The 23,089-nt window shown below is 69.2% G+C and carries 25 protein-coding genes and 1 riboswitch; of the genes, 15 read left to right on the top strand and 10 right to left on the bottom strand.

Annotated elements, in window-relative coordinates:
- Positions 1 to 78 precede the first annotated feature (78 nt).
- The 7 genes from SALPAC2_RS0104505 to SALPAC2_RS0104475 all read left to right on the top strand — a co-directional run bounded on the left by SALPAC2_RS0104505 (position 79) and on the right by SALPAC2_RS0104475 (position 7,327).
- Positions 79 to 1,983, top strand: a complete 1,905-nt coding sequence (locus SALPAC2_RS0104505; RefSeq protein WP_018215450.1) for a RiPP maturation radical SAM C-methyltransferase — start codon at positions 79 to 81, stop codon at positions 1,981 to 1,983.
- The gene (locus SALPAC2_RS0104500) at positions 1,964 to 2,641 is read left to right on the top strand and encodes a DUF5825 family protein (RefSeq protein ID WP_018215449.1); all 678 of its coding nucleotides are present in this window, start codon (positions 1,964 to 1,966) and stop codon (positions 2,639 to 2,641) included. Before SALPAC2_RS0104505 ends, SALPAC2_RS0104500 begins: the two co-directional genes overlap by 20 nt.
- A gap of 51 nt (positions 2,642 to 2,692) precedes the next feature.
- The gene (locus SALPAC2_RS0104495) at positions 2,693 to 3,895 is read left to right on the top strand and encodes a cytochrome P450 family protein (RefSeq protein WP_018215448.1); all 1,203 of its coding nucleotides are present in this window, start codon (positions 2,693 to 2,695) and stop codon (positions 3,893 to 3,895) included.
- Positions 3,888 to 5,192 (top strand): MFS transporter, encoded by a 1,305-nt coding sequence (locus SALPAC2_RS0104490; protein WP_018215447.1) that lies wholly within the window; start codon positions 3,888 to 3,890, stop codon positions 5,190 to 5,192. The genes SALPAC2_RS0104495 and SALPAC2_RS0104490 overlap by 8 nt, the downstream gene beginning before the upstream one ends.
- A gap of 146 nt (positions 5,193 to 5,338) precedes the next feature.
- Entirely contained in the window at positions 5,339 to 5,956 is a 618-nt protein-coding gene (locus SALPAC2_RS0104485) for a TetR/AcrR family transcriptional regulator (RefSeq protein WP_026184421.1), read from the top strand.
- Positions 5,953 to 6,864 carry an SDR family oxidoreductase gene (locus SALPAC2_RS0104480; RefSeq protein WP_018215445.1) on the top strand — a complete coding sequence of 304 codons (912 nt, stop codon included), beginning with the start codon at positions 5,953 to 5,955 and terminating at the stop codon, positions 6,862 to 6,864. Before SALPAC2_RS0104485 ends, SALPAC2_RS0104480 begins: the two co-directional genes overlap by 4 nt.
- Before the next feature lie 37 nt (positions 6,865 to 6,901).
- On the top strand, positions 6,902 to 7,327 hold the full coding sequence (locus SALPAC2_RS0104475; protein ID WP_397540867.1) for a cupin domain-containing protein: 426 nt from the start codon (positions 6,902 to 6,904) through the stop codon (positions 7,325 to 7,327).
- A gap of 257 nt (positions 7,328 to 7,584) precedes the next feature.
- On the opposite strand, the gene SALPAC2_RS0104470 is transcribed toward SALPAC2_RS0104475, so the two are convergent.
- Complete coding sequence (locus SALPAC2_RS0104470) at positions 7,585 to 7,953, bottom strand: VOC family protein (protein WP_018215443.1); 369 nt, start codon at positions 7,951 to 7,953, stop codon at positions 7,585 to 7,587.
- 244 nt (positions 7,954 to 8,197) lie between these two features.
- Here SALPAC2_RS0104470 and SALPAC2_RS0104465 point away from each other — a divergent pair, with 244 nt between their 5' ends.
- Positions 8,198 to 9,178, top strand: a complete 981-nt coding sequence (locus SALPAC2_RS0104465; protein WP_033661773.1) for an aldo/keto reductase — start codon at positions 8,198 to 8,200, stop codon at positions 9,176 to 9,178.
- 149 nt (positions 9,179 to 9,327) lie between these two features.
- Here SALPAC2_RS0104465 and SALPAC2_RS0104460 read toward each other — a convergent pair whose 3' ends face one another.
- Complete coding sequence (locus SALPAC2_RS0104460) at positions 9,328 to 10,236, bottom strand: LysR family transcriptional regulator (protein ID WP_018215441.1); 909 nt, start codon at positions 10,234 to 10,236, stop codon at positions 9,328 to 9,330.
- A 70-nt stretch (positions 10,237 to 10,306) separates the two neighbouring features.
- On the opposite strand from SALPAC2_RS0104460, the gene SALPAC2_RS0104455 reads away from it, so the two are divergent.
- The gene (locus tag SALPAC2_RS0104455) at positions 10,307 to 11,179 is read left to right on the top strand and encodes a dihydrodipicolinate synthase family protein (RefSeq protein ID WP_026184420.1); all 873 of its coding nucleotides are present in this window, start codon (positions 10,307 to 10,309) and stop codon (positions 11,177 to 11,179) included.
- A gap of 106 nt (positions 11,180 to 11,285) precedes the next feature.
- On the opposite strand, the gene SALPAC2_RS0104450 is transcribed toward SALPAC2_RS0104455, so the two are convergent.
- From SALPAC2_RS0104450 to SALPAC2_RS0104435, 4 genes are all read right to left on the bottom strand, one after another.
- Positions 11,286 to 12,674 (bottom strand): cellulase family glycosylhydrolase, encoded by a 1,389-nt coding sequence (locus tag SALPAC2_RS0104450; protein WP_018215439.1) that lies wholly within the window; start codon positions 12,672 to 12,674, stop codon positions 11,286 to 11,288.
- Between the two features lie 144 nt (positions 12,675 to 12,818).
- Complete coding sequence (locus tag SALPAC2_RS0104445) at positions 12,819 to 13,319, bottom strand: hypothetical protein (protein WP_018215438.1); 501 nt, start codon at positions 13,317 to 13,319, stop codon at positions 12,819 to 12,821.
- Between the two features lie 8 nt (positions 13,320 to 13,327).
- Complete coding sequence (locus SALPAC2_RS0104440; protein WP_026184419.1) at positions 13,328 to 14,404, bottom strand: DNA polymerase III subunit beta family protein; 1,077 nt, start codon at positions 14,402 to 14,404, stop codon at positions 13,328 to 13,330.
- Between the two features lie 238 nt (positions 14,405 to 14,642).
- Complete coding sequence (locus SALPAC2_RS0104435) at positions 14,643 to 15,152, bottom strand: GNAT family N-acetyltransferase (protein WP_026184418.1); 510 nt, start codon at positions 15,150 to 15,152, stop codon at positions 14,643 to 14,645.
- 63 nt (positions 15,153 to 15,215) lie between these two features.
- Between SALPAC2_RS0104435 and SALPAC2_RS0104430 the strand changes: the two genes are divergently transcribed.
- The gene (locus SALPAC2_RS0104430) at positions 15,216 to 15,443 is read left to right on the top strand and encodes a hypothetical protein (RefSeq protein WP_018215435.1); all 228 of its coding nucleotides are present in this window, start codon (positions 15,216 to 15,218) and stop codon (positions 15,441 to 15,443) included.
- 117 nt (positions 15,444 to 15,560) lie between these two features.
- Here the strand turns inward: SALPAC2_RS0104430 and SALPAC2_RS0104425 are convergent, their stop codons facing one another.
- Complete coding sequence (locus tag SALPAC2_RS0104425) at positions 15,561 to 15,956, bottom strand: RNA polymerase sigma factor (RefSeq protein ID WP_026184417.1); 396 nt, start codon at positions 15,954 to 15,956, stop codon at positions 15,561 to 15,563.
- A 154-nt stretch (positions 15,957 to 16,110) separates the two neighbouring features.
- A complete protein-coding gene (locus SALPAC2_RS0104420) occupies positions 16,111 to 16,716 on the bottom strand; it encodes a TetR/AcrR family transcriptional regulator (protein WP_018215433.1) in 606 nt (201 codons plus the stop codon).
- A 69-nt stretch (positions 16,717 to 16,785) separates the two neighbouring features.
- Between SALPAC2_RS0104420 and SALPAC2_RS0104415 the strand changes: the two genes are divergently transcribed.
- Together SALPAC2_RS0104415 and SALPAC2_RS0104410 are read left to right on the top strand one after the other, a co-directional pair.
- Positions 16,786 to 17,355 carry a hypothetical protein gene (locus tag SALPAC2_RS0104415; protein ID WP_018215432.1) on the top strand — a complete coding sequence of 190 codons (570 nt, stop codon included), beginning with the start codon at positions 16,786 to 16,788 and terminating at the stop codon, positions 17,353 to 17,355.
- Positions 17,356 to 17,428: 73 nt separating this feature from the next.
- On the top strand, positions 17,429 to 18,700 hold the full coding sequence (locus tag SALPAC2_RS0104410; RefSeq protein ID WP_018215431.1) for a dihydrofolate reductase family protein: 1,272 nt from the start codon (positions 17,429 to 17,431) through the stop codon (positions 18,698 to 18,700).
- Here the strand turns inward: SALPAC2_RS0104410 and SALPAC2_RS0104405 are convergent.
- Positions 18,649 to 19,275: a GNAT family N-acetyltransferase gene (locus tag SALPAC2_RS0104405; RefSeq protein ID WP_026184415.1), complete on the bottom strand. Its 627-nt coding sequence runs from the start codon at positions 19,273 to 19,275 to the stop codon at positions 18,649 to 18,651. The two genes, SALPAC2_RS0104410 and SALPAC2_RS0104405, sit on opposite strands and share 52 nt — an antisense overlap.
- A 68-nt stretch (positions 19,276 to 19,343) precedes the next feature.
- Positions 19,344 to 19,425, top strand: a riboswitch (ZMP/ZTP riboswitch).
- Positions 19,426 to 19,441: 16 nt separating this feature from the next.
- Here SALPAC2_RS0104405 and SALPAC2_RS0104400 point away from each other — a divergent pair.
- Positions 19,442 to 20,398 carry a bifunctional 5,10-methylenetetrahydrofolate dehydrogenase/5,10-methenyltetrahydrofolate cyclohydrolase gene (locus SALPAC2_RS0104400; protein WP_026184414.1) on the top strand — a complete coding sequence of 319 codons (957 nt, stop codon included), beginning with the start codon at positions 19,442 to 19,444 and terminating at the stop codon, positions 20,396 to 20,398.
- On the opposite strand, the gene SALPAC2_RS0104395 is transcribed toward SALPAC2_RS0104400, so the two are convergent.
- Positions 20,395 to 20,883 (bottom strand): Lrp/AsnC family transcriptional regulator, encoded by a 489-nt coding sequence (locus tag SALPAC2_RS0104395; RefSeq protein WP_026184413.1) that lies wholly within the window; start codon positions 20,881 to 20,883, stop codon positions 20,395 to 20,397. The two genes, SALPAC2_RS0104400 and SALPAC2_RS0104395, sit on opposite strands and share 4 nt — an antisense overlap.
- Before the next feature lie 65 nt (positions 20,884 to 20,948).
- Between SALPAC2_RS0104395 and SALPAC2_RS0104390 the strand changes: the two genes are divergently transcribed.
- Both SALPAC2_RS0104390 and SALPAC2_RS0104385 read left to right on the top strand, forming a co-directional pair.
- Positions 20,949 to 21,857, top strand: a complete 909-nt coding sequence (locus SALPAC2_RS0104390; protein WP_033661772.1) for an EamA family transporter — start codon at positions 20,949 to 20,951, stop codon at positions 21,855 to 21,857.
- Between the two features lie 50 nt (positions 21,858 to 21,907).
- The gene (locus SALPAC2_RS0104385; RefSeq protein WP_026184411.1) at positions 21,908 to 23,035 is read left to right on the top strand and encodes a coiled-coil domain-containing protein; all 1,128 of its coding nucleotides are present in this window, start codon (positions 21,908 to 21,910) and stop codon (positions 23,033 to 23,035) included.
- The last annotated feature ends 54 nt before the right edge of the window (positions 23,036 to 23,089 follow it).

Genomic DNA, 23,089 nt, shown 5'->3' with positions numbered 1-23,089 from the left:
AGTGGTGACCGCGAGTTCGACGGCTTCGTTCCGGAGCAGCCCGCTCCGGAACGAAGCCCACCAACGGAAGGATCCGCGATGAAGGTCGTCCTGGTCAGCATGCCGTGGGGTTCGATCGATGTTCCGTCACTGGCGCTGGGCATCCTGCGTACGGCAGCCAGCCGGGGTGGCCACGAAGTCGAGGTCCGCTACGCGAACCTCGACTTCGTGGACTGGGCGGCCCGGGTCACCAACCTCACGCTGGCCGACTATCAGTACTTCTCGGAGTCTTCCTACTTCCTCGGCGCCGGCGACTGGGTCTTCTCCGGCCTGCTCGACGACGCAGACCGGTCATTCGACTCCTACGCCCGGCTGCTGGCCGGCAACGGCACCGCCGATGCCGAGATCGCACGGACCGGGTCGCTGCACCGGGTGGTGCCCGAGTTCATCCGCGGGCTCGCGACCGAACTGGCGGCGACGACGCCCGACGTCGTCGGTTTCACCACCACTTTCCAGCAGAACACCGCCAGCCTGGCCGTCGCCCGGCTGCTGAAGCAACTACGGCCGCAGGCCCAGATCGTGTTCGGTGGCGCCAACTGCGACGGGCCGCAGGGGGCGGCGCTGCACCGCAACTTTCCCTATGTCGACTACGTCGTGCGGGGTGAGGGCGAGGTCGCCTTCCCGCACCTACTGGACGCGCTCGATCCGCTGACCACCGCACCTGACCGGACGAAGCTGGCGGGAATCGCCGGCCTGTGCTGGCGGGACGGGGACGGGGCGGGACAGGCCAACCCGATGTCGTCCACTCCCCTGCCGCCAACCCACATCGTCGCGCCCGACTACACCGGCTACCTGGAGCGACTGGACGCGTCGGTGGCGGCGGACTGGGTAGCGCCCAAACTGGTCGTCGAAGGCTCCCGCGGTTGCTGGTGGGGCGAGAAGCACCACTGCACGTTCTGCGGGCTCAACGGTTCGTTCATGCAGTTTCGGAGCAAGAGCCCGGCCCGGTTCCTCGACGAGCTCCTCGACCTGGCACGCCGCCACCAACTGCTCGACTTCATCGTCGTGGACAACATCCTGGACATGACCTACTTCGACACGGTGCTGCGGTGGCTGGCAGAATCGGAGTACGATCTGCGCCTCCACTTCGAAGTCAAGGCCAACCTGCGTCGGCATCACTTCCAGCAGCTGAGCGACGGCGGTGCCGTGCAGGTCCAGCCCGGGGTGGAAAGCCTTAGCAGCAACGTGCTGCGGCTGATGGACAAGGGCGTCACCGGCTGCCAGAACGTACGGGCCTTGCGCGACGCGCAGAGCGCCGGGGTGACGGCGAGCTGGAACTACCTGTATGGGTTCCCCGGTGAGACGGCACGGGACTACACCACCGTCGTCGCGCAGCTGCCGGCCCTGCACCATCTGGAGCCGCCGATCAGCTCCACCCGGATCGCCATCGAGCGGTACAGCCCCTACTTCGACCGCCCGGAGCTGGGGTTCGCCACCCTACGGCCGGCCCCCCAGTACACCGAGATCTACCGGCTGCCCGAGACCGAGCTCGCCGACCTGGCGTACGTCTTCACGTCGGCGCCGAAGGGCATCGACGGAGCCCAGGCCGCCGAGCTCGAGGCGGCACTCGGCACCTGGCAGGCGCAGTATCCGGTCAGCCGGCTCACGTACCAGGAGCTTGCTGACCGGATCGTGTTGGTCAGCCGACGCGCCGGCTACGACTGGACCGTGCTGGAGCTGACCACGCCGGCCGAGGTCGAGCTGTTTCGGCTCCTGGGCCAGCCCCGTACCGTCGCGACCCTCGTCGCGAAGGTGCCCGGCGGTGCGGCGGCCGTCGAGCCGCTGCTGTCCCGGTGGACGGCGCTGGGTCTGCTGTTTCACGACGGCGGTTACCAGGTGCACCTCGCCGTGGAGTCCCACAACCAGGTACTAACCCGGATCGACCACCGTCGAGCTGTTGCCCGGCGGCATGAGGAGGAATCGCGTGCCACCGTCGTCGCCTGAGCTCGCCGAGCTGACCGAGTGGAGCGCAACCGGGGTCGAGCTCGAGTTGTCCCGCGACTACGAGCCCACCACGGTCCGGGTCCCGGGGATGTCGCTCGGTACCCGACGGATCACCGGCGCGTGGGAACCCGTCGTCGCCGAGTTCTACCGCCTCGGCGTCCGGCAGGTCCGGCTCGCCGACCCGGTCGACCTGTGTCCGGACGCGGGCGTCGTCGCCGCCCGCACCCTGGTCTTAATCCGGGAGCTCACCGCCTACGCGATCTCGGTGGAGTGGGTCGCCCGTTGCCACGACGGCTGCGCGGGTCGAGGCCTGTTCAACCATCTGTATCCGCCGGCTCGAGTGGACGGAGTCGGCGACGACGCGGCGGTACGGGGCTGGCAGACGTCGTTCTTCCTGGGGATGTGCGTGTCCCGGCGGGGCCCGGGGTTCACCGAGGTACGCGACCGGCGGCTCGGCACCCTGGAGATGTACACCATCGACGAACCAGCGCACCTGACGGCGATCACCGAGTTGACGGAGGGGGTCCCGGCCGGGCAGCTACCCGTTCCGGTGCGCCAGGAGCTGACCGAGGCACGGCTGGTCGCCGAGCAGTCCGGGTATCTGTGGTGGCTGCCGACCTGGGCGTACCGGTGGCCGTCTCCTGCCCTGAGCGTGTAGGTAGGCCCTTTCTCCCACCAACCGCCAACCGCTCCGACCGCGAGGAGAGCCGTGGAGACCGTGACCGGCACGTCGGCCCCGCCACCGGTGCCGTATATCGCCGATCCGTACCCGACGTTGGCCCGCATCCGCGCCAACGGCCCGGTGTCGATCCTGCACAGCGACGAGGGCCTCCCGATGTGGGTCATTGCCCGCTACCAGGATGTGCGGGCGGCGCTGGCCGACCCACGATTCGGGCAGGACTCCCGCCGCGCCCAGGCCCTGGCCGACAACCGGGTCGCTGGGGTTACCCTCGGCGGTGACATCGTCCACATGCTCAATAGCGACCCACCGGACCACACCCGGTTACGGCGCCACGTTCAGGGCGCGTTCACCGCTCGACGGGTGGCGGCGATGCGGCCGCTGGTGGAACGGATCACCACCTCGTTGCTGGACGGGCTCGCCGGTCGAACGACGGTGGACCTGGTGCAGGACTTCGCCTTCCCGCTACCGATGTTGGTCATCTGTGAACTGCTTGGCTTCCCAGCCGAGGAGCGAAACGTCTACCGTTCCTGGTCAACAGCGATCCTGACGCACGACGACGACCCTACTGCCTTCGCCACGGCGCTGCGGGAAATGACCGACTACATCGCGGTTCAGCTACGAATACGACAGACCCGGCCCGGCGACGACCTCTTGACGGAGTTGCTGGCCGCGCGTGACGCGGGCCAGCTCACCGACGACGAAATCATCGGCATGGTCTTCTTGCTCCTGATTGGTGGGCACGAGACGACCGTCAACCTGCTCGGCACCGCCACCCTCGCCCTGATGCGCAACCCCGACCAGCACCGATGGCTGCTGGCGAACCAGCCCGCGCTGCCGGAGGCGATAGACGAGTTCCTCCGCTACGAGTCCCCGGTCGCCATGGCAACGCTACGGTTCACCACCACGCCGGTCGCTGTTGACGATGTCGTGATTCCCGCCGGTGAGCTGGTGTTGGTGTCGCTCGGTGGCGCCAACCGGGACCCCGACCGTTTCCCGGACGCCGACCGTCTGATCCTCAACCGGCACGACACCGGACATCTCGCCTTCGGCCACGGCCTGCACCGTTGCCTCGGCGCGCTTCTCGGCAAACTCGAAGGTGAGGTGGCTCTGGGTGCCTTGCTGAGGCGGTACCCGAGGCTGGCACTCGCCGCCGAGGTGCGTCAACTCCGATGGCGAGACACGATCATGTTGCGTGGACTGGAGTCACTTCCGGTGTCCCTCCATGGTTGAGGCTACGACGGCGGCCACCTCCACCACTCGCCGGTTCCGGCCGCAGCTCAGCTTCGCTCCCCTGCGCACCCGCGGCTACCGGCTGCTGTTCGCGGCCGAGTTGATCTCTGTCTTTGGTGATGCCTTCCACGCGGTGGCGCTTCCGTTTCTGGTCTATCAGCTCGGCGGCGGCGCGCGCGATCTCGGCCTACTGGTGGCCGGCTACGGGCTGTGCCGGTTGGTGACGACACCGCTGGGCGGGATTTTCTCCGACCGGATCGGCCCGTGGCCGGTGATGCTGATCTCTGACCTGCTTCGGGTTCTCTTCACCGCCGGCATCGTCGTGGTTGCCGTGACCGGGGCTGGCGGCCTGTTCGCCGTTGCGGTGCTGGTGGCCGGCACCGGGCTGGGCGCCGGCCTGTTCCAGCCCGCTGCCTACGCGATCACCCCGCGGCTGCTGCCCGCCGAGCAGTTGCAAGCCGGCAACGGGCTACACAGCACTGCTACCTTCGCGGCCGGAATGATCGGTCCGGGTGCGGCCGGACTCGTGGTGATCGCCCTCTCGCCAGCGGTGGCGTTCGGTGTGGATGCCGTGACCTTCGCCGTTTCGGCGGCCTGCCTGGCGATGATCGGCGGCGTGGGGCGCGTTGCGGTGATGCCGGTGGCAGCCGCTACCGGTGGCGGTACGTCACCGCCGCCGCCAGCGGCCGACGGGACGCCGCCGCTGGCGGGTGCCGAGATCGGGTTCTGGCGACTGCTTCGTGAGTCGGCGCTGTTGCGTACCGTCCTGCTGGTCACCGCGATCGCCAACCTCACCGTCGGCGGAATGGTCCGGGTCGGTTTACCGTCGCTGAACAACGACGACTTCGCCGCTGGCGCGGGTGGGCTGGGCGGTCTGCTCGCCGCCTTCACGGCCGGCTCGCTGGTGGGTGGACTCTGCTCCGCTGGTTTGACGGGGCTGCCCAGACGCGGATCGACGGCGATGCTCTCGGGCCTGGTGTTGGGTGGGGCTGTCGCGTTGGTGCCCTTCGCCGGCTATCTCGGCGCCGTCGTCGCACTCTCGGTGGCCGGCCTCGCCAGCACCGTCACAAACGTACTGGTGATCACGATCGTGCAGCAGAGCACCGCACCGCACCTGCTCGGCCGGGTGATGAGCGCGATCGTCTTCGCTGCGTTGAGTCTGTTTCCGCTCTCCACGATCGCCGCTGGTCTGGTGATCGAGGCCTTTGGCAGCACGGCGATTTTCCTTGGCACGGCGGCAGCACTGGTGGCGGCGTTCGGCTACGGCTTCGCCCGCCGCGAACTACGGCAACGGTGACGGTGGGTCGGCCCTGACCAGCGGACGTGGGCCCTGGGCAGCGGCGGGTTTTGCCCGGGGCCCAGTCACCTGCTTTAATGAACGAACAATCATTTACTAATGTTGGAGTAGGTCGGTGTCGCTGGTGCCGGCGGTCGGGGGAGCTGCTGGTGGGACGTCCGCGCGGAGTTGACGATACGGTGATCCTGCGTGCGACGACGCAGGTCATGGGTCAGGTGGGTCCGGCGGGTCTCACGTTGGCCGCCGTGGCACGCGCGGTCGGACTGGCCCCGGCGACCCTGGCGCAACGCTTCGGCTCCAAACATGGCCTGCTCCTCGCCCTCGCCGACCAGGCGGAGAAGGACATCAGCGAGCTGGTTGGGCAGGTGCGTCGCACGCACGACTCGGCGCTCGGGGCCCTGACGACGCTGATGGTGCGCTCCGCAGCGGCGCTGAGCACCCCGGAGAGCTACGCCAATCACCTGGCGTTCCTGTGCATGGACCTCGGTGATCCGCAGCTCTACGAACGTGCCCTGGCCATTCACCACACGCAGCAACGAATGATCGAGCAGCTCCTCACCGAGGCAGTGGGCACCGGCGAGCTGCGCACCAACCGTAGCCCCGCGACACTGGCCCGCACGGTGCAGGCGGTCACCGCCGGAGCCGGCCTGAACTGGGCGCTGGAGCGCGAAGGCCGCCTCGAACAGCGGCTTCGGCAGGAGCTCAACGCCGTACTCGCGCCCCACCTGCCGCCGCACGCCGACCCTGATCTGGAGGAGTCATGACCATTGACGTACGCCCGCTGGCCGGAAAGGTGGCCCTAGTCGCCGGCGGCACCCGCGGCGGCGGACGGGGCATCGCCGTCGAGCTCGGCGCCGCCGGCGCCACGGTGTACGTCACCGGACGAAGCAGCACCGGCGAACGCTCCGACCTCGCCCGCCCGGAAACCATCGAACAGACCGCCGAGCGGGTCACCGCCGCCGGCGGACTGGGCATCGCCGTCCGCACCGACCACAGCCGTCCCGACGAGGTCCAGGCGCTCATCGGCCAGGTCGCCAGCGAACAGGACGGCCAACTCGACATCCTGGTCAACTCGGTATGGGGCGGCGATCCACTCACCGACTGGGAACATCCACTGTGGGAACAGGAACTCGACACCGGGCTGCGGCTGCTGCGGCAGGCGGTGGAGACCCACATCATCACCAGCCGTTACGCGCTCCCCCTCCTGGTCGCCCGCCGCAGCGGCCTGGTGGTGGAGGTGACCGACGGCAACACCGCCCGCTACCGCGGCAGCCTCTTCTACGATCTGGCGAAGTCCGCGGTCATCCGCCTCGCCGTCGCCCAGGCGGCTGAGCTCAAGCCCCACGACGTGGCGGCCGTAGCCATCACGCCGGGCTTTCTCCGTTCGGAGGCCGTGCTGGAACACTTCGGTGTCACCGAGGCCAACTGGCGCGACGGGGTGGCCCAGGACCCGAACTTCGCCCACTCCGAAACCCCGGCCTACCTCGGTCGGGCTGTCGCCGCGCTGGCAGCGGACCCCAACATCCTGGCCAAGACCGGGCGCGCGCTGGCCACCTGGGGCCTCTACCGGGAGTACGGGTTCACCGACGCCGACGGCAGCCAACCGGACTTCGCCGCCCACTGGGCCCGAAACCTGGCCGAACAGTACGGGCCCCTCGGGGAGCCACTCTGACCCGCTGCCGCTGCCGGCGCACTTCGGCGGCAGCGGCATGGTGTTCGGTCGTAACGGGTATGGGCAGAGCATGATTCATAACACGATCGTGACGGTGGCTGAGAAGAATCCGGATTTCCGAAGGGTGCTGTGGACCGGTAAGCACCTCCAACTGGTGGTCATGACGATCCCGCCCGGGGGTGAGATCGGCGACGAGGTGCACGAGCACGCGGACCAGATTCTGACCTTCGTCAGTGGCGCCGGCGAAGCGCGGGTTGCCGGCGAGAAGCGCGAAATCGTTCGGAGCAGTCAGATCGTGGTGCCGGCCGGCACCAGACACAACTTCATCAACACCGGGCAAAACCCGTTGGTGCTCTACACGATCTACAGCCCACCGCAGCACGCCGACCAGGCGGTGCACCGCACCAAGGAGGAGGCCGACGCGGCCGAGACAGCGGGCGCGGACGAGCCGCCGACCCGCTGAGCTCCGGCGGGTCGCGGCCTCCGGCGGTCCCCGGGTGTCAGGACTGTCGGACGAGTGCCACCCCGATGTCGCCAAGGTGCCGGGCGTTGAACCGCCGAATCCCCGGTCGCCCTCTTCGGAGGGCGATCGGGGATTCGGGTGGATCAGGAGGACACCTTCAGGAAGTACTTGAGGAGCTTCGCGGTCTCGACGGGCGCTCAAGGCTCGGGAGGTGCCGGCCGCACGGCAGTGGTACGTGCCGGGCGCCGGGGAGGCGATCACTCCGGTTCATGGCAGACTGCCTCGACGTTGTTGCCATCCGGATCGCGGACAAAAGCACCGAAGTAGTTCGGGTGGTATTCCGGCCAGATTCTGGGCGCATGCAACACCTCCGCCCCCGCCGCCACCGCGGCGTCGTGGAACGCCCGTACGGTGACCCGGTCAGCCGCGGTGAAGGCGATGTGCACCTCGACTCCCTCGTCCGCGCCGCTCAGCGGATAGAGCCAGAAGTCAGGAGTGCTGGTGCCGTAGCCGACCTGGGTCGGGGACTCCAACAGGCGACGCCCCCCAAGTGTGGCCAGGACGGCGTCGTAGAAGACACGACTGGCGTCGAAGTCGCGCACATGGATGCCAATGTGGTTGAGCACCGTAACTCCTCAGGGGAAACCGGGCCAGCGGAACCGGACCGGGTCACAAGGTTCAACGAAGCCAGGCTAGGAAGGGGGTGCGACACTTCCACCGCCTCGACCGGGCCAGCCGCCCCGCGCACGGTCGGTCGCCGTCACCACCAACCGAGAGAGCTTCCGGTGACGGAGGTCTCAGGTATTGCGTGCTACCACACACCTACCCATAGGGTCACGGTGATCTGGTTGACGCTTGGGGGCGAGCCACGTGCAGTACGTACGTTTGGGCAGGACAGGGCTGAAGGTCTCGCGGATCTGCCTGGGAATGATGAGCTACGGCGATCGCAGCAAGAGCGACGAGTGGGTGCTCACCGAGGAAGCCGCCGAACCTATCGTCCGGCGGGCGGTGCATGCCGGAGTCACCTTTTTCGACACCGCCAACATCTACTCGTCAGGAACGAGTGAGGAGGTCACCGGCCGCCTGCTAGGCAAGATCTTCTCGCGGCGCGACGACTACGTCCTCGCCACCAAGGTCTTCTTCCCGATGGGCAGGGGGCCCAACGACGGCGGGCTGTCCCGCAAGCACATTCACACTGCCATTGACGAGTCACTGCGCCGGCTCGGCACCGATCATGTGGACCTTTACCAGATCCACCGCTGGGACGACCAGACACCGATCGAGGAAACGATGGAGGCCTTGCACGAGGTGGTGCGCGCCGGAAAAGCCCGGTACATCGGCGCCTCCAGCATGGCCGCCTGGCAGTTCGCCAAGGCGCAACACACTGCCGAGATGTCCGGGTGGACCCGATTCGTTGCCATGCAGAATCACTACAACTTGCTCTACCGAGAAGAAGAACGGGAGATGATCCCGCTCTGCCGCGACCAGGGAGTCGGCGTCATCCCGTGGAGCCCGCTGGCCCGTGGACTGATCGCCCGCGCCGGAGCGACCGAGGCAGCCACCACCGCTCGCGTGTCCAGCGGCGACGCCGACCGCAGGGAGGCGTTGTACGGGCGCGGCGACGAGCGGATCCTCCACCGGGTGGCCCAGGTCGCCAACGAGTGCGCTCTCCCACCAGCACAGATCGGTCTCGCCTGGCTACTGAGTAAGTCTGGGGTGACCGCCCCCATCGTCGGGGCCACCAAGGAGCGGCACATTGATGATGCTGTTGCGGCGGTAGACGTTTCGCTGACCGAGAAGCAGATCGACTACCTCGAAGAGCCCTACCAGTCGCAGACCATCCGCATGTAAACATGCGGTGAGGACCGCCGGAGGAAGGTGGCGCGGGGTGCGGCGCGCAGCCCGGTGCGCGGGCTTTGACCGCGAAGTAGATGCCGTGTTCGCCGAGGAAAGGCACGGTCGTGCAGGCGGATGGACACTGAGATCGATCGCAGCCCGGCCTACCTGTCCTGCTCATCGCCATGGTCACGGCCGACACCGCGGAGCGCCGCGATGCAGGCGGCCACTGCCGGGTGGCCTCCTGCGCCCTTGCGGTACGCGATCCGGGTGCGTCGTCGGATGGCGACAGGTGCGAGGTGGACCCCCGCGGGCGGTTGCCCGACGGCGAGTTGGGGCACCAGCCCGACGCCTTGGCCAGCGGCCACCAGGGCCAGCATGGCGGTGAAGTCGTCGGCGTGGTGGCGCACGGTGGGGCGGAAGCCGGCCAGTTCGCAGGCGTGCAGGGCAACCGAGTGGCACAGCGTCCCCTGGCTACCCACGATCCACTCGGCATCGCGCATCGAGTGCATCGGGTCGCCTCGAAGATCGGGCTCCATTTCGGTCGACAGGGCGAGGAAGACCGTTTCCTCCAGCAGAGGCGTCGAGTCCAGCGCCGGATCCGGATCAACCGGCACGATGTCGTAGTCGTGATCGAGGGCCACATCCAGGCGACGGTCGCGCAGCGCATCGGGCACGGCGACCGGGTCCAGCTCGGTGACCATCAGATCGAGCGCGGGATGGTCGCGGGCCAGCACGACCAGGGCCGGTGCCAACACCGTACGCACGGCGCTTGGATACGCGCCGATGCGCACCGTGCCGAAAAGTCCCCCGCGGGCGGCGGCCAGCGCGGCGTCCGCCGCTTCGAGGGCGGCAAGGACCGCCTCGGCGTGTCCGACCAACGCCTCCCCGGTGGAGGTGAGGGTGACTCGGCGGCCGGCGCGTTCCAGTAGCGCGACGCCGGCTTCTCTTTGCAGCGCGGCGAGCTGCTGGGAGACGGCGGATGGCGTGTAGGTGTGCGCCTCGGCGACGGCGGCGATGGTGCCCAGGCGGGCCAGGTCGCGCAGCAGGCGCAGGCGGCGGACGTCAAGCATCAGCAAATCTTACGTATCTGGTCAGTAATCAAAACTGGTTCTTCATACTTGCGACCGGCAGGCTGAAGGCATGATGCTGACCGGACTGTACGTACCGCTGATCACGCCGTTTGACGATCGGGGTGCTGTCGCCTTCGACGCTCTGACCGCTCTCGCCAACCAGGTCTTGGAAGATGGAGCAGCCGGCCTGGTGGCCCTGGGCACCACCGCGGAGCCGCACGCTCTCACCGACGCCGAGCAGCAAGGCGTGGTCGATGTCGTCGCGGCGGTCTGCCGCGAGCGCGCAGCCCAACTTCTGGTCGGCGCGCAGACCCTCGAGGCACTACGGGTGCTCGGCGGACGGCCGGAGGTCACGGCGGCACTATGCCTGGTGCCGCCGTTCCTACGGCCCGGCGAGGATGCCGTACTCGCGCATTTCGCCCGACTGGCCAAGGAGTCCCCCGTGCCGCTGGTTGCCTACCACGTCCCGTACCGCACCGGGCAGTCGCTCTCCACGGGGACCCTGCGCCGGCTGGCTGGCCTGCCCGGCGTGGTGGGAATCAAACACACTGTCGGCGGCATCGACGCCGACACCATCGCCTTCCTCGCTGACGTACCACCGGGTCACTCGGTACTGTGCGGTGAAGACGTGTATGTCTCCGCGCTGCTTGCTCTTGGTGGGCACGGTGGCATCCTCGCGTCTGCACATGTCGCCACCGCCGACTACGCCTCGCTGATCAGGGCCTGGCAGGCCGAAGACATTACCCGGGCCCGATCGCTCGGCCACCGTCTCGCCACCCTTTCCACAGCGCTCTTTGCCGAACCCAACCCGTCCGTCATCAAAGCGGTACTACACGGCCAGGGGCGCATCCCCACGCCGGCTGTCCGCCCACCGCTGTTGCCCGCTACGCCAGCGGCCACGGCACGGGGCCTGGAGCAGGTGCACGGACAGACCCGCAGGTAGCTTTCCCGTACGTGGCGGGCATTCCTGCGGCGTACGCCGGTACGGAAGCCGCCGCCCCGGCAGCTGATTGACCGGGGCGGCGGTTCAGGTCCGGGTGCAGGGGCGGTCAGAAGTCGTCAGCGGTACGCATCCGGTCCCGGATCCAACTGCCGGCCGGCTTGAGCGGGCCGGTGCCGCCGAAGTCGCCGCTGGCGCACGTTCCCGTGGTGAAGACCGCGCCGGAGCGGAAGTCGTCGGAATAGTTCCAGTTGACCCAACTGATCTTCTTGCTCGCCATCAGGTCGAGGTAGCGCTGGGACATGGTGAAGTCGTTCGGACCGTCGCCGGTGTACTGCTGGGTGCCGAACTCGGTCACGAAGATCGGGATTTGGTCGGCCGCCGCCGCCAGGGTGTTGTAGTACAGGTCGCCGTGCGAGGCCGCGTAGAAGTGAAAGACGTACATCAGGTTGCTGGCCGCCACCGGGTTGGCGGTGATGGCGTCCACGCCGCCGCCGCTTCCGGAGACCCCGAGCGACGACCAGTCGGGGGTGCCGACCAGCACCACAGCCTCCGGGTCCCGCTCCCGGATCACCGGGATGACCTGGTCGGCGTAGCTCTTGACCGTGCCCCAGCTGACCCCATTCGGCTCGTTCGCGATCTCGTAGAGGACGTTCACCTTGTCCCGGTGCCGGTCGGCGATCTCGGCGAAGAAGGTCTGCGCGCGCGACAGGTTGTAGTTGGGGTCTCCCGGCGTGAGCATGTGCCAGTCGACGATCGCGTAGAGGCCGCGGGCGGTAGCCATCTCGATGTACTCATGGACCAGGTCGGTGAAGCCACGCGGGTCGGTCTCGTAGCCACCTTCCTGGATGTACATCGAGATCCGCAGCACGTCGGCGCCCCACTGCTGGGCGAGGACGTCAAGGGAGGCGTTGGTCGCGCAGTTGGCGTACCACTGCAGGCCGTGCGTGCTCATGCCCCGCAGTTGGATCGCCTTGCCGTTGTCGTTACAGAGCTGTTCACCGCAGACCCGCAGCTGTCCGTTCGCCGCAACCGGCGTGCTACCAGGGGGCGCGGTGGTCGGTGACGGTGAGGGTGGACTGGTCGTCGGAGGAGCTGTCGGCTGGCATGGCTGGCCGTTGAGTCGACAGCCGCTCGGACTGCCGGCGCCGGAGCCGAGGAAGCCGAACGTCACGGAAGCCCCCGGTGCGACCGTGCCGTTCCAGTGCTGGTTGGTGAAACGGTAGTCCTGCCCGTCGCGGTCCATCAGCGCGTTCCAGTACGTGCCGATGCTGGTGCCCGCCGGCAGGTCGAAATCGACCTGCCAGCTGTTCAGAGTGCTGCTTCCCCCGTTGGTGATGGTGTATCGGCCTTCCCAACCACTACCCCAGTCGGAAACCTTGACGAACGTCGCGCTCGGCGCGGCCGCCGCGGTGGCGGTGGTGGTGGCCACCATGGCCCCCGCGGCCACGACCGCGAAGACGCCGGCCAGGGCCACAGTCCTCATGCCCAGCTTCATCGGTCCTCCTAGAGACATCGCCCGATCAGCTCGGCCGTGGCTGGGTCGGGACAGGGACTCCACGTGACACGCTTTGTTAATCTACTTAACTGTATCGTGACCTGTCTATAACAAACGTGGCCTGGTTCTGCCCGACTATCGTGCTCACGGATGGGAGTCGAGGCGCTGGGTCGAACCCGCCGCCAGCGCCTCAGAAACGTGCTGTAGGCCGCTGCGGATCATGCCGCCGTACTGGTCGTCGGGAAGGTGCGTAACCAGACTCTGGGCCTGCGCCAGGTACTTCCGCGCTCGCGCGGGATTGCCCAGACGTCGGTGATCATCGGCGAGGTTCAGGTGCAGTGAGGGCAGGAGAAGCCGCACCTGCCACGCATCGTCGTACCGCCGGGCGCGGTCGTCGGTAAGGTCATCCGCGGCGGCGAGGGCACGCTCGTCCCACTCGAGTTCAGCCTGGGTGGTGTCCTGCACATCGGCCAGGTAGTGGGCCAGGGTGCACCGGTGTAGCGCGTCGCCGGTGGCGCCGATCTGCTCCCAGAGCGCGGTGAGAGCGTCGCGGGCTCGGACCCGCTGCCCGGATCGGCCGAGCTCCACCGCGGCGCTGATGCTCGCCATCGTCTCGTCGGGGGTGGTTCGCGCGGACTGGTCCATGGCTCTCCTCAGGTTTCGGATGGTGGGCTGGCCGCTACCGGCATCACCACGGTGGTGAGATCGCCGTCATCGGCGCAGCGGAGAACAGCGGGCAGGTGGGGTTGGCTGATCTGCAGCATCACGTCCGGCCCGATGCTGGCCGTCAGCGCCGGGTACAGCGTGGCGGCGCGGAAGCTGATCGCCACCGGCGCACCGGTGATGTCGGCGGGAACCGCTCTCGGCCTCCCCCGCGTCGCCGACGACGTCACGGTCAGGTCGGCGTTCACCACGCAGTCGAGCCGTACCTGTCGATCATCGGCGATGGCGGCCAGCAGTAGGTCCCGCGGCGCGACCACCCGGGTCCGCACCTCGGGCAGTCCGTCCAGGACGATCCGGTACGCGGGGAAGGCTCCCGCGACTGTCGCCAGCCGCCGTTGACCACCGGGCCCGGTGAGCTGGACGCCCGAATCGCCGTACTCGAGTCGCAGATGCTCCTGGTCGTCGATCCACGGTCGCGCCCCGTCCAGCTGGACCGCGTCCACAACGGCCATCGCCGGCACCCGCCGCCCGTCGGTCGGCAGCGACCGGACCGCCAACCGATACCGGTCGGTCGCCACCAACCGCAGCTCATCCTCGCTCATCTCGACGAGCACTCCGCCGAGCGCGGGAATGCCGGCGCTGGTGTCCGCGGCCGACGCCACCTGCCCGATCGCCTCGGCAAGTAGCTGTCCGGGCAGGACCAGCACGGCATCTTCCCGATCTCGGATCAGACTCAGTGCGGCGGTACGGGCGACGCGGGCGTCCTCGATAGCGCGCTCCATTGAGCTCAAGTGGGCGGCCAACAGCTGCTCGGCCACCGTGGCGGGGCCGGCAAGCACCCGCCGTACCTTCCCCAGCGGCAGCCCCACCTTCCGCAGTTGACGGATCAGGTGGACCTCGTCGAGCTGATCCGGCGAGTAGTACCGGTATCCGGTGATCGGATCGACCGTACGGGGGCGCACGAGACCGCAGTCGTCGTAGAAGCGCAGGGCGCTGGTGCTGACCTGCGCAGCCCGCGCGAAAACCCCGATCGTCATCCGATCGTCTTGTGCTGCCACGCCGACCATCCTGAGCCTTCAACCAACCTGAAGGTCAACAGCCGTGGACTCGTCACGAACTGCCTACCCGCGCCGCACGCCGGTGATCGGACTACCGGGTCCCGTCGTCGTCATCGCGGACGTTGATATTGGTGAGAGCGCCTATTCGACTGTCGCCGGTTCCAGGCCAGTCATCACCATCCGTGATGCTGGTTGAGTCGTCTGACGCCTCGCTGGAAAGGGGCGCCGCACCATCTAAGTGAGATGGTCATGGGTGGAGGGCAGCGAAGAGAAGGCGGTCGTGCATCTCACCTCGGATGTGCAGGTAGTCATGGAGGTGGCCCTCGTACTTCATTCCGATCTTCTCCAGGACGCGGCGGGAGGCGACGTTAGCCGGGTCGCACGTGGCAGCGACCCGGTGCAGTCCTGCCTGTTCGAAGGCGTAGGTGAGCACAGCTGCGGCTGCCTCGGTGGCGTAGCCCTGACCCCAGGCGGATTTAGCCAGGACGTAGCCGAACTCGCCGCGGCGGTGGGCAGCGGCGGTGACCCGGAGCTCGACGGCGCCGATCAGGGCGCCCGAGCGTTCGACGGCGAACGGATGGACGCCGTCCGGCGGGTTCACGGCCAACGAGACGAAGGTCTCCGTGTCAGCGGGACTGTTCGGGCCCCAGTCCATGTAGCGGACCACCTCGGAATCGCCGGCATAAGCGTGGACGGCCGAGACGTCCTCGAAACGGAAGGGCCGCAGGCAGAGACGGGCTGTCCGCAGTTCGTTCACCGCGCCCACCCTAGACGGTCGTTCCATGCGATCACCGGCGAGCAGGCCACCAAACTGGAGAACGTGCTGCGGGTGCCGGAGGGGCAGCGCCGTTCGCAGCTGGATCTGTGGCGGCGTGGCCCGACCAACCCGACGGGCCGGGGCCTGGTGAAGTCGTTGGACCGGCTGGCGGAGATCGCAGGGTTGCACCTGGGTGCGGTGGATATGGCCGCCACGGGTGTGCCGACGCGCCGGTTGATCGAGCTCGCCCGCAGGAGTTCGATGACAAGGCGCCGAGGCTGGCCGCGCTGAGGTACCAGCGCAAGGGCCGAGCGCAATGCGGCCAAGGCGGTGGTGAAGCGGGCGTCTGGGCAGGCCCGGCACGCTCGGCCTTTCGAGGGCGGCCGGCCACCTCTTGCGTTTCGGTGATCACAGGTCGGCCAGCCGTCTGCGCAGGAATGCCCGCTCCCGCTCGTTCGCGGTGAGTTCGAGCGCTGTCTGGTAGGCCGTTGCGGCCTCCGAGGCCCGGCCGAGCCGGCGAAACAGATCCGCTCGCGCCGCCGGGAACAGGTGATAGCCGCGCAACGGTTCGGCGTCCAATGCGTCCAGGGCCACCAGACCAGCCGCCGGGCCGTCGCGCATGGCCACGGCCACGGCGCGGTTGAGGTCGACCACCGGCGATGGGGACACCCGCGCCAACACGTCGTAGAGCGCCACGACCTGCGGCCAGTCGGTCGTAGCGATATCGGCGGCCTCGTCGTGCACGGCAGCGATCGCCGCCTGTATCGCGTACGGCCCATAGCGAGGCCCGCGCAGGGCGGCCACGACCAAGTCCCGACCCTCGGCGATGCGATACTGACGCCTTGGGTCTTGAGTTGCCGGGCATACTCGATCTTGGCGGCGGGATGGGCGACGGACGGCCGACGTGCCGGCCCATTCGACCCCGCGACAGACCCGCGAGCTCACTGTATCCACTTCCTTACGGGCCGTCCCGGGCACTCGTCAGGCTGTCGAGGTGCTCGGCGAGCAACGCGCGGAGGCGGCCGGGCGGCATGAGCTCGGTACGCACCAGCGCGTGCAGGGTGAGCCCGTCGAGCAGGGCATGCAGTCGGGCCTTCTCCGCGCCGAGGTCGGCACCCCGGGCCACCAGCCCGGCCGCAGCGAGGGCGTCGACAGCGACATCGACGACCCCCCGGACGCCGTCGTCGGCCTCGCTGAGCCGCGCCTGGGCGGCCGGGTCAACCTGGGCGTGCAAGGTCAGCCACAGCCACACCTCAGCCGCTCTGCGGCGCTGTCGATCCAGCGGCAGGAACTCCTCCAGCACCCGCTGAACGGTCTCGCGGGGCGGCCCGGTCCAGCTCTCCGCGGCGAAGCGTTCGGTCGCCTTCGCGATCACATGTTCCATGGCGAAGGTCAACAAGTCGGCCTGGGTGGCGAAGTAGTGCCGCAACGCACTGGGTGACCAGCCGGCCTCGGCGGCGATGCTTCGCACCGTGGCCGCGGCGACGCCATCGCGGTAGACGACGCGCCACATCGCCTCGGCCAACTCGGCGCGGCGCGCGTCGTGGTCAACGATCTTCGGCACGGCTCCTCCGGCAGTCGATGACAGCCCCTGCTACGGTGATCGTACAGCGTGCCAAAAAGGGGGTCTGGGGTGCTCATCGCGGTGATCGTCGCCTGTGAAGTGGCCTTCTGGCTGCTAATCGCGGCCGGGCTGCTGGCCCGATACCCGCTTCGCCTTCCCCGCGTCGGCGCCGTCCTGCTCCTGGCGGTCCCGGCGGTCGACCTTGTCCTGCTCGCCGCGACCACGATCGACCTCCGCCGCGGCGGGACCGCCACCGCCGCGCACGGCCTCGCCGCGGCGTACCTCGGTTTCTCCGTGGCGTTCGGTCACCGCATGGTCCGCTGGGCCGACGTACGCTTCGCACACCGTTTTGCCGGCGGGCCACCACCGACTCGGGCGCCCCAGTACGGGCCGGAGCGCACCCGACACGAGTGGCGCGAGTGGGGTCGGGGCCTGCTCGGCTGGGCTGTTGCCTGCGCTCTTCTGCTCGCTGGTATCGCCTTCGTCGGCGACGCCGAGCGGACCCAGCAACTCTGGGGGTGGATCGGGAAGCTCAGCCTGGCGATGGTGATCTGGCTCCTCTTCTGGCCCCTCGCGTACACGGTGTTTCCCAAACGGGAACCACGCCGCCCCGCCAGTGCTGCGGGCCCAGAGGGATGAGTCGTCAACCGGGGCAGCTCCGGTGCTGGTCGGGTCAGACCAGCACGCCACCACCAGCGCGAAACGGTCAGGTATGACATCAGCCCAGCGGGACCCGAGCAGTTCGATCTTGTCGGTGTTGGAAGAACTCAGCGTCACCTGGCGCCGGGGCGGCCCGCCGACGCTACTCACGATCAGCCATCGGCCGCCGAAGCCGACCGTGCCCGCCGTCCTCGCCAACGGCGTCGACGGGGATGGCCCGCTCGAACTCCTGGCCCACTGGCTCGAACAGTGCCGCCGTCATCGTGGCATCGGCAACACGCAGCGGGACCTCGGTGTTGACGCGGTCGCCGTCTCGGGCGAGATCGACGGCCAGCACCTCGGCTACGCCATGGACCGCACCGGCCGGGAGTACCTCGTGCGGGGCCAACGACACGGTACCGAACGGCACCGCAGCAGCGGCACGGATGTCGCGGCCCGCACCCACCTTCCTGCCCTTCTCACCGAGCGGCTCGCCGAGCTGGTCTGGCGGCTGGCGGGCCCGCCGCCGCCCGCCGCCGGTTCTCGGATCCGCGACATGTGGCCCACCGCCGGGCTAATCGACCTGGACGAGGACGAACTCCACGAACGCTACGCACTGCCCTCCCCCACCGAGGGTCACGTACGCCTCGTCGCGGTGTCGAGCATCGACGGTCTCGCGGCGGTGGACGGTTCCAGCGCCGCCCTGACCAGCAGCGGTGACCAGCGGGTCTATCGCCTGATCAAAAGAGACGCCGACCTGTTACTGCTGGGAGCGAACACGGTCCGCGCCGAGCAGTACGGGCAGACCGCCCTGTCGGCTCCCGAGATCGCCCGTCGACGAGCCAACGGCCTACCGTCTTATCCGGCCGTCGCGGTTGTCACCCGCAGCCTCGACCTCGACCTGAGCGGCCCGTTGTTCCAGCCCAGCATCGGAGGTCACGGCCAGCCACGGCCGATCCTGATCGTCCCCGCCGCTGCGGCGGCCGGGGCCAGCACGGCGGTCGCCGAAGCCGCCGAACTCCTGGTCGCCGGCGACTACAACGTCGACCTCAACCAGGCAATCCAGCTGCTTCGACAGCGGGGGCACCGACGCATCGTCTGCGAAGGTGGCCCCGCACTGGCCGGCCAGCTGGCCCAGGCGGACCTGCTCGACGAGATCTGCGTGACGATCACGCCGCAGCTGCTGGCGGTGGCGGGCCCGCGGATCACCGCCGGCCCGGCGGGGCGGCCGGCGGGCGGGCAGTGGCAGCTCCACCGGTCCCTCCTCGACGAGCAGGGCAACCTGTTCCTCCGCTACACCCGCCCTGGCCCGTCCGGCCGGGCCGACGGCCCCCCGACGGTTTGACGTTCCTGGACGCGGCCGCACCGTGGCGGACGTTCGTTCAGGATTCGCTGGAAGATCCGATAGTCCTGCCAGGCACCGTCGACATGCAGGTAGTTGGCGGCGGTGCCGATCAGCGTGAACCCCGCTTTGGTGAGAACGCGCTGACTTCCTCTGTTGCGCACGAGGGTGCCGGCCTCAAGCCGGTGCAGGTCGGCCACTTCGTCGGCGAGGCGGCAGGCGTGCTGAACAACTCGAGTGGCGAGCCCCCGCCCGGCATAGCCACGGTCGACCCAGTAGCCGAGGTTGGCGCTTCGGAACCGTCCGAGTAAGACGTTGGACAGCGTCAGCGTCCCCACAACCCGGCCCCCCTCCTCCAACACCCAGGGCAGAGTCTGGCCCGAATCCAGGAGCCGGAGCTGATCCTGCACCCGACTCCGCTGCCCCTCCATCGTGAAGTAGGCATCCGCCCGCCGTGGCTCCCACGGCTTGAGGTACTCACGATTGAGAAGGTATGCCTCGGTCAGCGGCCCCGCATCGGACTCCTCCACCAGACGCATCACGATCGCATCGACCAGGGGGATCGGAGGGATATTCACACTCGCCAGCCTAGTGCCCTGGCGGCGATGCGCCAGGGCTGGCGCATCCTGGGTGGATTGTGGCAGGTTGAAGGCGACGCGACTGGCGGCACCGAGGATGGAATGACCATCGGGGAGCTCGTCGGAGGGTCGACCGCCTGGGCCTTCCGTGGGGGCAAGGTGAACCATGTCCACGTCAATGTCGATGTCGGTCGCCCGGTCACTGCCGGGTGGACCGGTAGCCGAGCAGATCCTGGCCGAGGTGGCGCAGGAGGTCACCCAGTTACGAGCGGCCGGGATGACCCCGGCCCTGGCCACGGTGCTGGTGGGCGACGACGACGCGAGCGTCGGATACATCCGGATCAAGCAGCGCCAAGCCGAGCAGTTGGGGTTCGCCTCCCCACACGTGCAGCTGCCGGAGTCGGCGTCGCAGGCGGACCTACAGGCGGTGGTGACGCGGTTGAGTGCGGACCCGGCGGTGCACGGCGTGTTGGTGCAGCACCCCGTTCCCCGGCACCTGGACTTCGACCGGGCGATGCAGGCGCTGGATCCGGAGAAAGACGTGGACGGGATGCACCCGGTGAACCTGGGCCGGCTGGCGTTGGGGCTGCCGGGACCGGCACCGTGCACGCCGGCGGGAATCGAGGCGTTGCTGGCGTACCACAGGGTGCCGGTGGCCGGCCGGGAGGTGGTGGTGCTGGGTCGGGGTGCCACGTTGGGGCGTCCGCTGGCAATGTTGCTGGCGCAGAAGCGGCCGACGGCGAACGCCGCGGTGACGGTGGTGCACACCGGGGTGACGGACTGGCCTCGGTACACCCGCCGGGCGGAGATCCTGGTGGCGGCGGCGGGGGTGCCGGGTCTCGTACGCCCGGAGCACCTGCGTCCGGGAGCGGTTGTCGTCGGTGGTGGGGTGCGGTACGCGGGGCGGCGGCTGCTGCCGGACGTGGACGAGGCATGCGCGACGGTGGCGGGGGCGATGACTCCCCGGGTCGGCGGGGTCGGCCCGACGACGGTGGCGATGGTGTTCCGTAACGCGGTGCGGGCGGCACGGCATGCCCTGACTCCACCGCACCCCGGTGAAGGCGAGCACTCGACGCGGACACCGGTACGGCCCGCGGGTTCGAGCTCCTCGGACGGGAGCTAGCTTCGCCCGGGGGTCCGGGGTGCCACCGGGGTGGAGACGATGAAGGAACTGGTGGTCTGGCCGTGGAGCAGGAACCGGTCGAGGACCGCCGCCAGGGCATCCACGGCAGCTACGTGCACCTTGAGGAGGAAACAGTCCTCGCCGGAGATCCGGTGGCACTCACTGACCTCGGGAACGCGTTCGGCCAGGTCTGCGATCTTTGACAGCTGGCCTGGACCGGGTTGGATCCGCACCCAGGCGGCGACCGGGAGGCCCAGGGCCGCGGGGTCGATATCGACGCGGTAGCCGCGGATAACCCCGGCGTGTTCGAGTCGGTGCAGCCGCTCTCGTACCGCCGGCGCGGACATGCCGACCTGGCGCGCCAGCTCGGCGGCGCTGGCGCGTGGATCGTCGTGTAGTACGCCGAGCAGGCGGCGATTGGTGTCGTCGAGCAACGAATTGCTATCTGGAAGGCCAGTGGGGGGTCTCGGCTCCCGATACGTCATCGTCATGCTCCTTAAGCCTTCGATTGTGCATGGCGCTAGGCGCTGTCACCTTCGACGATAGGGCAATGCCACGATCAGTTCTGCGCTCGGACACCCGGACGTCGACGGCCGCATCGCGGATACCACCGCAGGCGTACTTTGTCGTCGGCTCGGTGTTTCACTATCTCGGTCCAGCCTTCGCGGTACTGCTCTTCGTCCGTGTGGACGCCCTGGGCGTGGCGTGGCTGCGAATCGCCGCCGCCGCCGCGGTGTTCGCGTTGTGGCGGCGGCCGTGGCGACACTGGCGGCACCTGGACCGGCCCGCCCGCCGGCTACTGATCGGCTGGGCCGCCGTCCTGGCGGCCATGAACAGCGTCTTCTACCTGGCGCTGGAGCGGCTGCCGTTGGGCACGGTCGCGGCAGTCGAATTCCTACCGGTCATCGTGTTGGCGGCCTACGCGGCCAGAACCCGCCGAAACCTGCTCGCGTTGGTCTGCGCGGTTGCCGGGGTGTACCTGCTCACCGACGTCCGCCTGGTCGCCGAACCGCTCGGAATCGCCTTCGCCGCGGCCAACGCCGTGCTGTTCGCCGCCTACATCGTGCTCGGGCACCGCGTCGCCCGCGGTCAGCAGCTGTCCGGCATCGACGGTCTCGCGCTGTCCATGCTGATCGCCGCCGTCCTCGCGTTACCGGTCGGCATCGTTGACGCCGCACCCGCCGCCTTGGACGTGGTCGCCCTGGCGGCCGGGGTCGGTGTCGGCATCACCTCGTCGGTCATCCCGTACGTCGCCGACCAGCTCGCCATGGCCCGGCTGCCCCGGGCCACCTACGCCCTCCTGGTCTGCCTGTTCCCGGCGACCGCGACCGTGGTCGGGGTCGCCGTGCTGGCACAGGTCCCCACCGCACCGGAGATCGTCGGGGTGGGTCTGGTGATCGCCGGGATCGCCGTCCATCAAAACAGTGAGCCGCCGCGACGACAGCGGGCCCGCACGTGACAGCCGGCCACGCCACCGGCAGCAGCCACGGCATCTAGACTCGGCGTCCGATGGACGAGCAGGCCACCCCCACCGACTCCCGCCCCTGTGCCCACTGCGGACGCCCGGTGCCGCAGCGGGCCGGAGCGGGTCGCCCCTTCCGCTACTGCCGGGACAACGACGGCGCTTGCCAACAGGCCGCCCGGAGCAGCCGGATGCGACACCGCAACGCCCCCGGGCTACCCGGGCAGGTCGCCCGCACCTGGGAGGCGGTGGACCGACTCGACCAGATCGTGGTGTCGCTCACCGAGACGCTGCACGCACAGCTGTCCCCGGTCGGGGTGGAACAGCAACTGGCCCAGGCGCGCGCCGACGCGGCCAACCAGGTGGCGGCGGCGCAGACCGACCGGGACGAGGCGCGCCGCGCCGCCGAAGATGCCACCGCCGCCGCTGTGCAGGCCCGGGAGCGGGCCCGCAGCGCCGCCGCCGAGCAGGAGCGCGCCCGCGCCGAAGCGGCCGGCGCCGTCGCGGAGGCCACCGCCGCCGCGGAACACGCCGACCAGTCCCGTAAGGCTCGAGACCAGGCCCGCCAGGAGGCGAGCGCGGCACAGGCGCTACTGGGGCAGGCCCAGCAGGACCGCGACGCCGCGCGGGCCAGGGAACTCGATGCCCGTACGCAGCTACGCAGCACCGACGCCGAACTCACCGCCCAGCGGCAGCACGCCGCGGACCTGGTCGCGGAACGCGACGCCGCCCGCGCTGACGCCCAACAGGCCGCACAGGCGCAGGCCACGGCGACCGAACAGGCCCGCGGACACCGCGCCGACGCGCAACAGGCCCGCCAGGACGCGCAACGGGCGCAGGAGCGGGCCGCGGCGGCGACGCAGGAGCGGGACCGGGCGGTGGCCGACCGGGACCGGGCCGAGGCGCACCGTCAGCAGGCGGTGGGCGACACGGAGCGGGCGCACGCGGACGCGGCGACCCTCGCCAAGCAGGGCGAAGCACTACGCGGGCAGCTGACCGCCGCCCAGCAGGACGTGACCACCGTGCAAGGCCAGCTGGCGGAGCTGACGGCGCGGCTGCGGGCCGCCGAAGGCGACCGGGACGAGGCGCATCGGCGGGTCGCCCAGCTGGCTGACCAGGTCGCCCAGCTGGCGGCTGCCCTGGCCCACCGGGAGGCGTCCACGCCCGTACGCTGACGCGCGGGCGACATCACCTAGGTTCGGCCACCTGGCGAGCTTTCGGCCAGGTCG

It is taken from the genome of Salinispora vitiensis (assembly GCF_000378825.1).
GTDB classification, from domain to species: Bacteria; Actinomycetota; Actinomycetes; order Mycobacteriales; family Micromonosporaceae; genus Micromonospora; species Micromonospora vitiensis.
This window is presented reverse-complemented; position numbering and strand designations above follow the sequence as displayed.

Coding starts and splice junctions, on each gene's coding strand:
- SALPAC2_RS0104480 (WP_018215445.1), top strand. CDS start 5,953: ATGACCATTGACGTACGCCCGCTGGCCGGAAAGGTGGCCCTAGTCGCC.
- SALPAC2_RS0104400 (WP_026184414.1), top strand. CDS start 19,442: ATGTCCACGTCAATGTCGATGTCGGTCGCCCGGTCACTGCCGGGTGGA.
- SALPAC2_RS0104455 (WP_026184420.1), top strand. CDS start 10,307: ATGATGCTGACCGGACTGTACGTACCGCTGATCACGCCGTTTGACGAT.
- SALPAC2_RS0104410 (WP_018215431.1), top strand. CDS start 17,429: ATGACATCAGCCCAGCGGGACCCGAGCAGTTCGATCTTGTCGGTGTTG.
- SALPAC2_RS0104490 (WP_018215447.1), top strand. CDS start 3,888: ATGGTTGAGGCTACGACGGCGGCCACCTCCACCACTCGCCGGTTCCGG.
- SALPAC2_RS0104440 (WP_026184419.1), bottom strand. CDS start 14,404: ATGGTCGGCGTGGCAGCACAAGACGATCGGATGACGATCGGGGTTTTC.
- SALPAC2_RS0104445 (WP_018215438.1), bottom strand. CDS start 13,319: ATGGACCAGTCCGCGCGAACCACCCCCGACGAGACGATGGCGAGCATC.
- SALPAC2_RS0104460 (WP_018215441.1), bottom strand. CDS start 10,236: ATGCTTGACGTCCGCCGCCTGCGCCTGCTGCGCGACCTGGCCCGCCTG.
- SALPAC2_RS0104505 (WP_018215450.1), top strand. CDS start 79: ATGAAGGTCGTCCTGGTCAGCATGCCGTGGGGTTCGATCGATGTTCCG.
- SALPAC2_RS0104475 (WP_397540867.1), top strand. CDS start 6,902: ATGGTGTTCGGTCGTAACGGGTATGGGCAGAGCATGATTCATAACACG.
- SALPAC2_RS0104385 (WP_026184411.1), top strand. CDS start 21,908: ATGGACGAGCAGGCCACCCCCACCGACTCCCGCCCCTGTGCCCACTGC.
- SALPAC2_RS0104450 (WP_018215439.1), bottom strand. CDS start 12,674: ATGAAGCTGGGCATGAGGACTGTGGCCCTGGCCGGCGTCTTCGCGGTC.
- SALPAC2_RS0104395 (WP_026184413.1), bottom strand. CDS start 20,883: ATGACGTATCGGGAGCCGAGACCCCCCACTGGCCTTCCAGATAGCAAT.
- SALPAC2_RS0104390 (WP_033661772.1), top strand. CDS start 20,949: ATGCCACGATCAGTTCTGCGCTCGGACACCCGGACGTCGACGGCCGCA.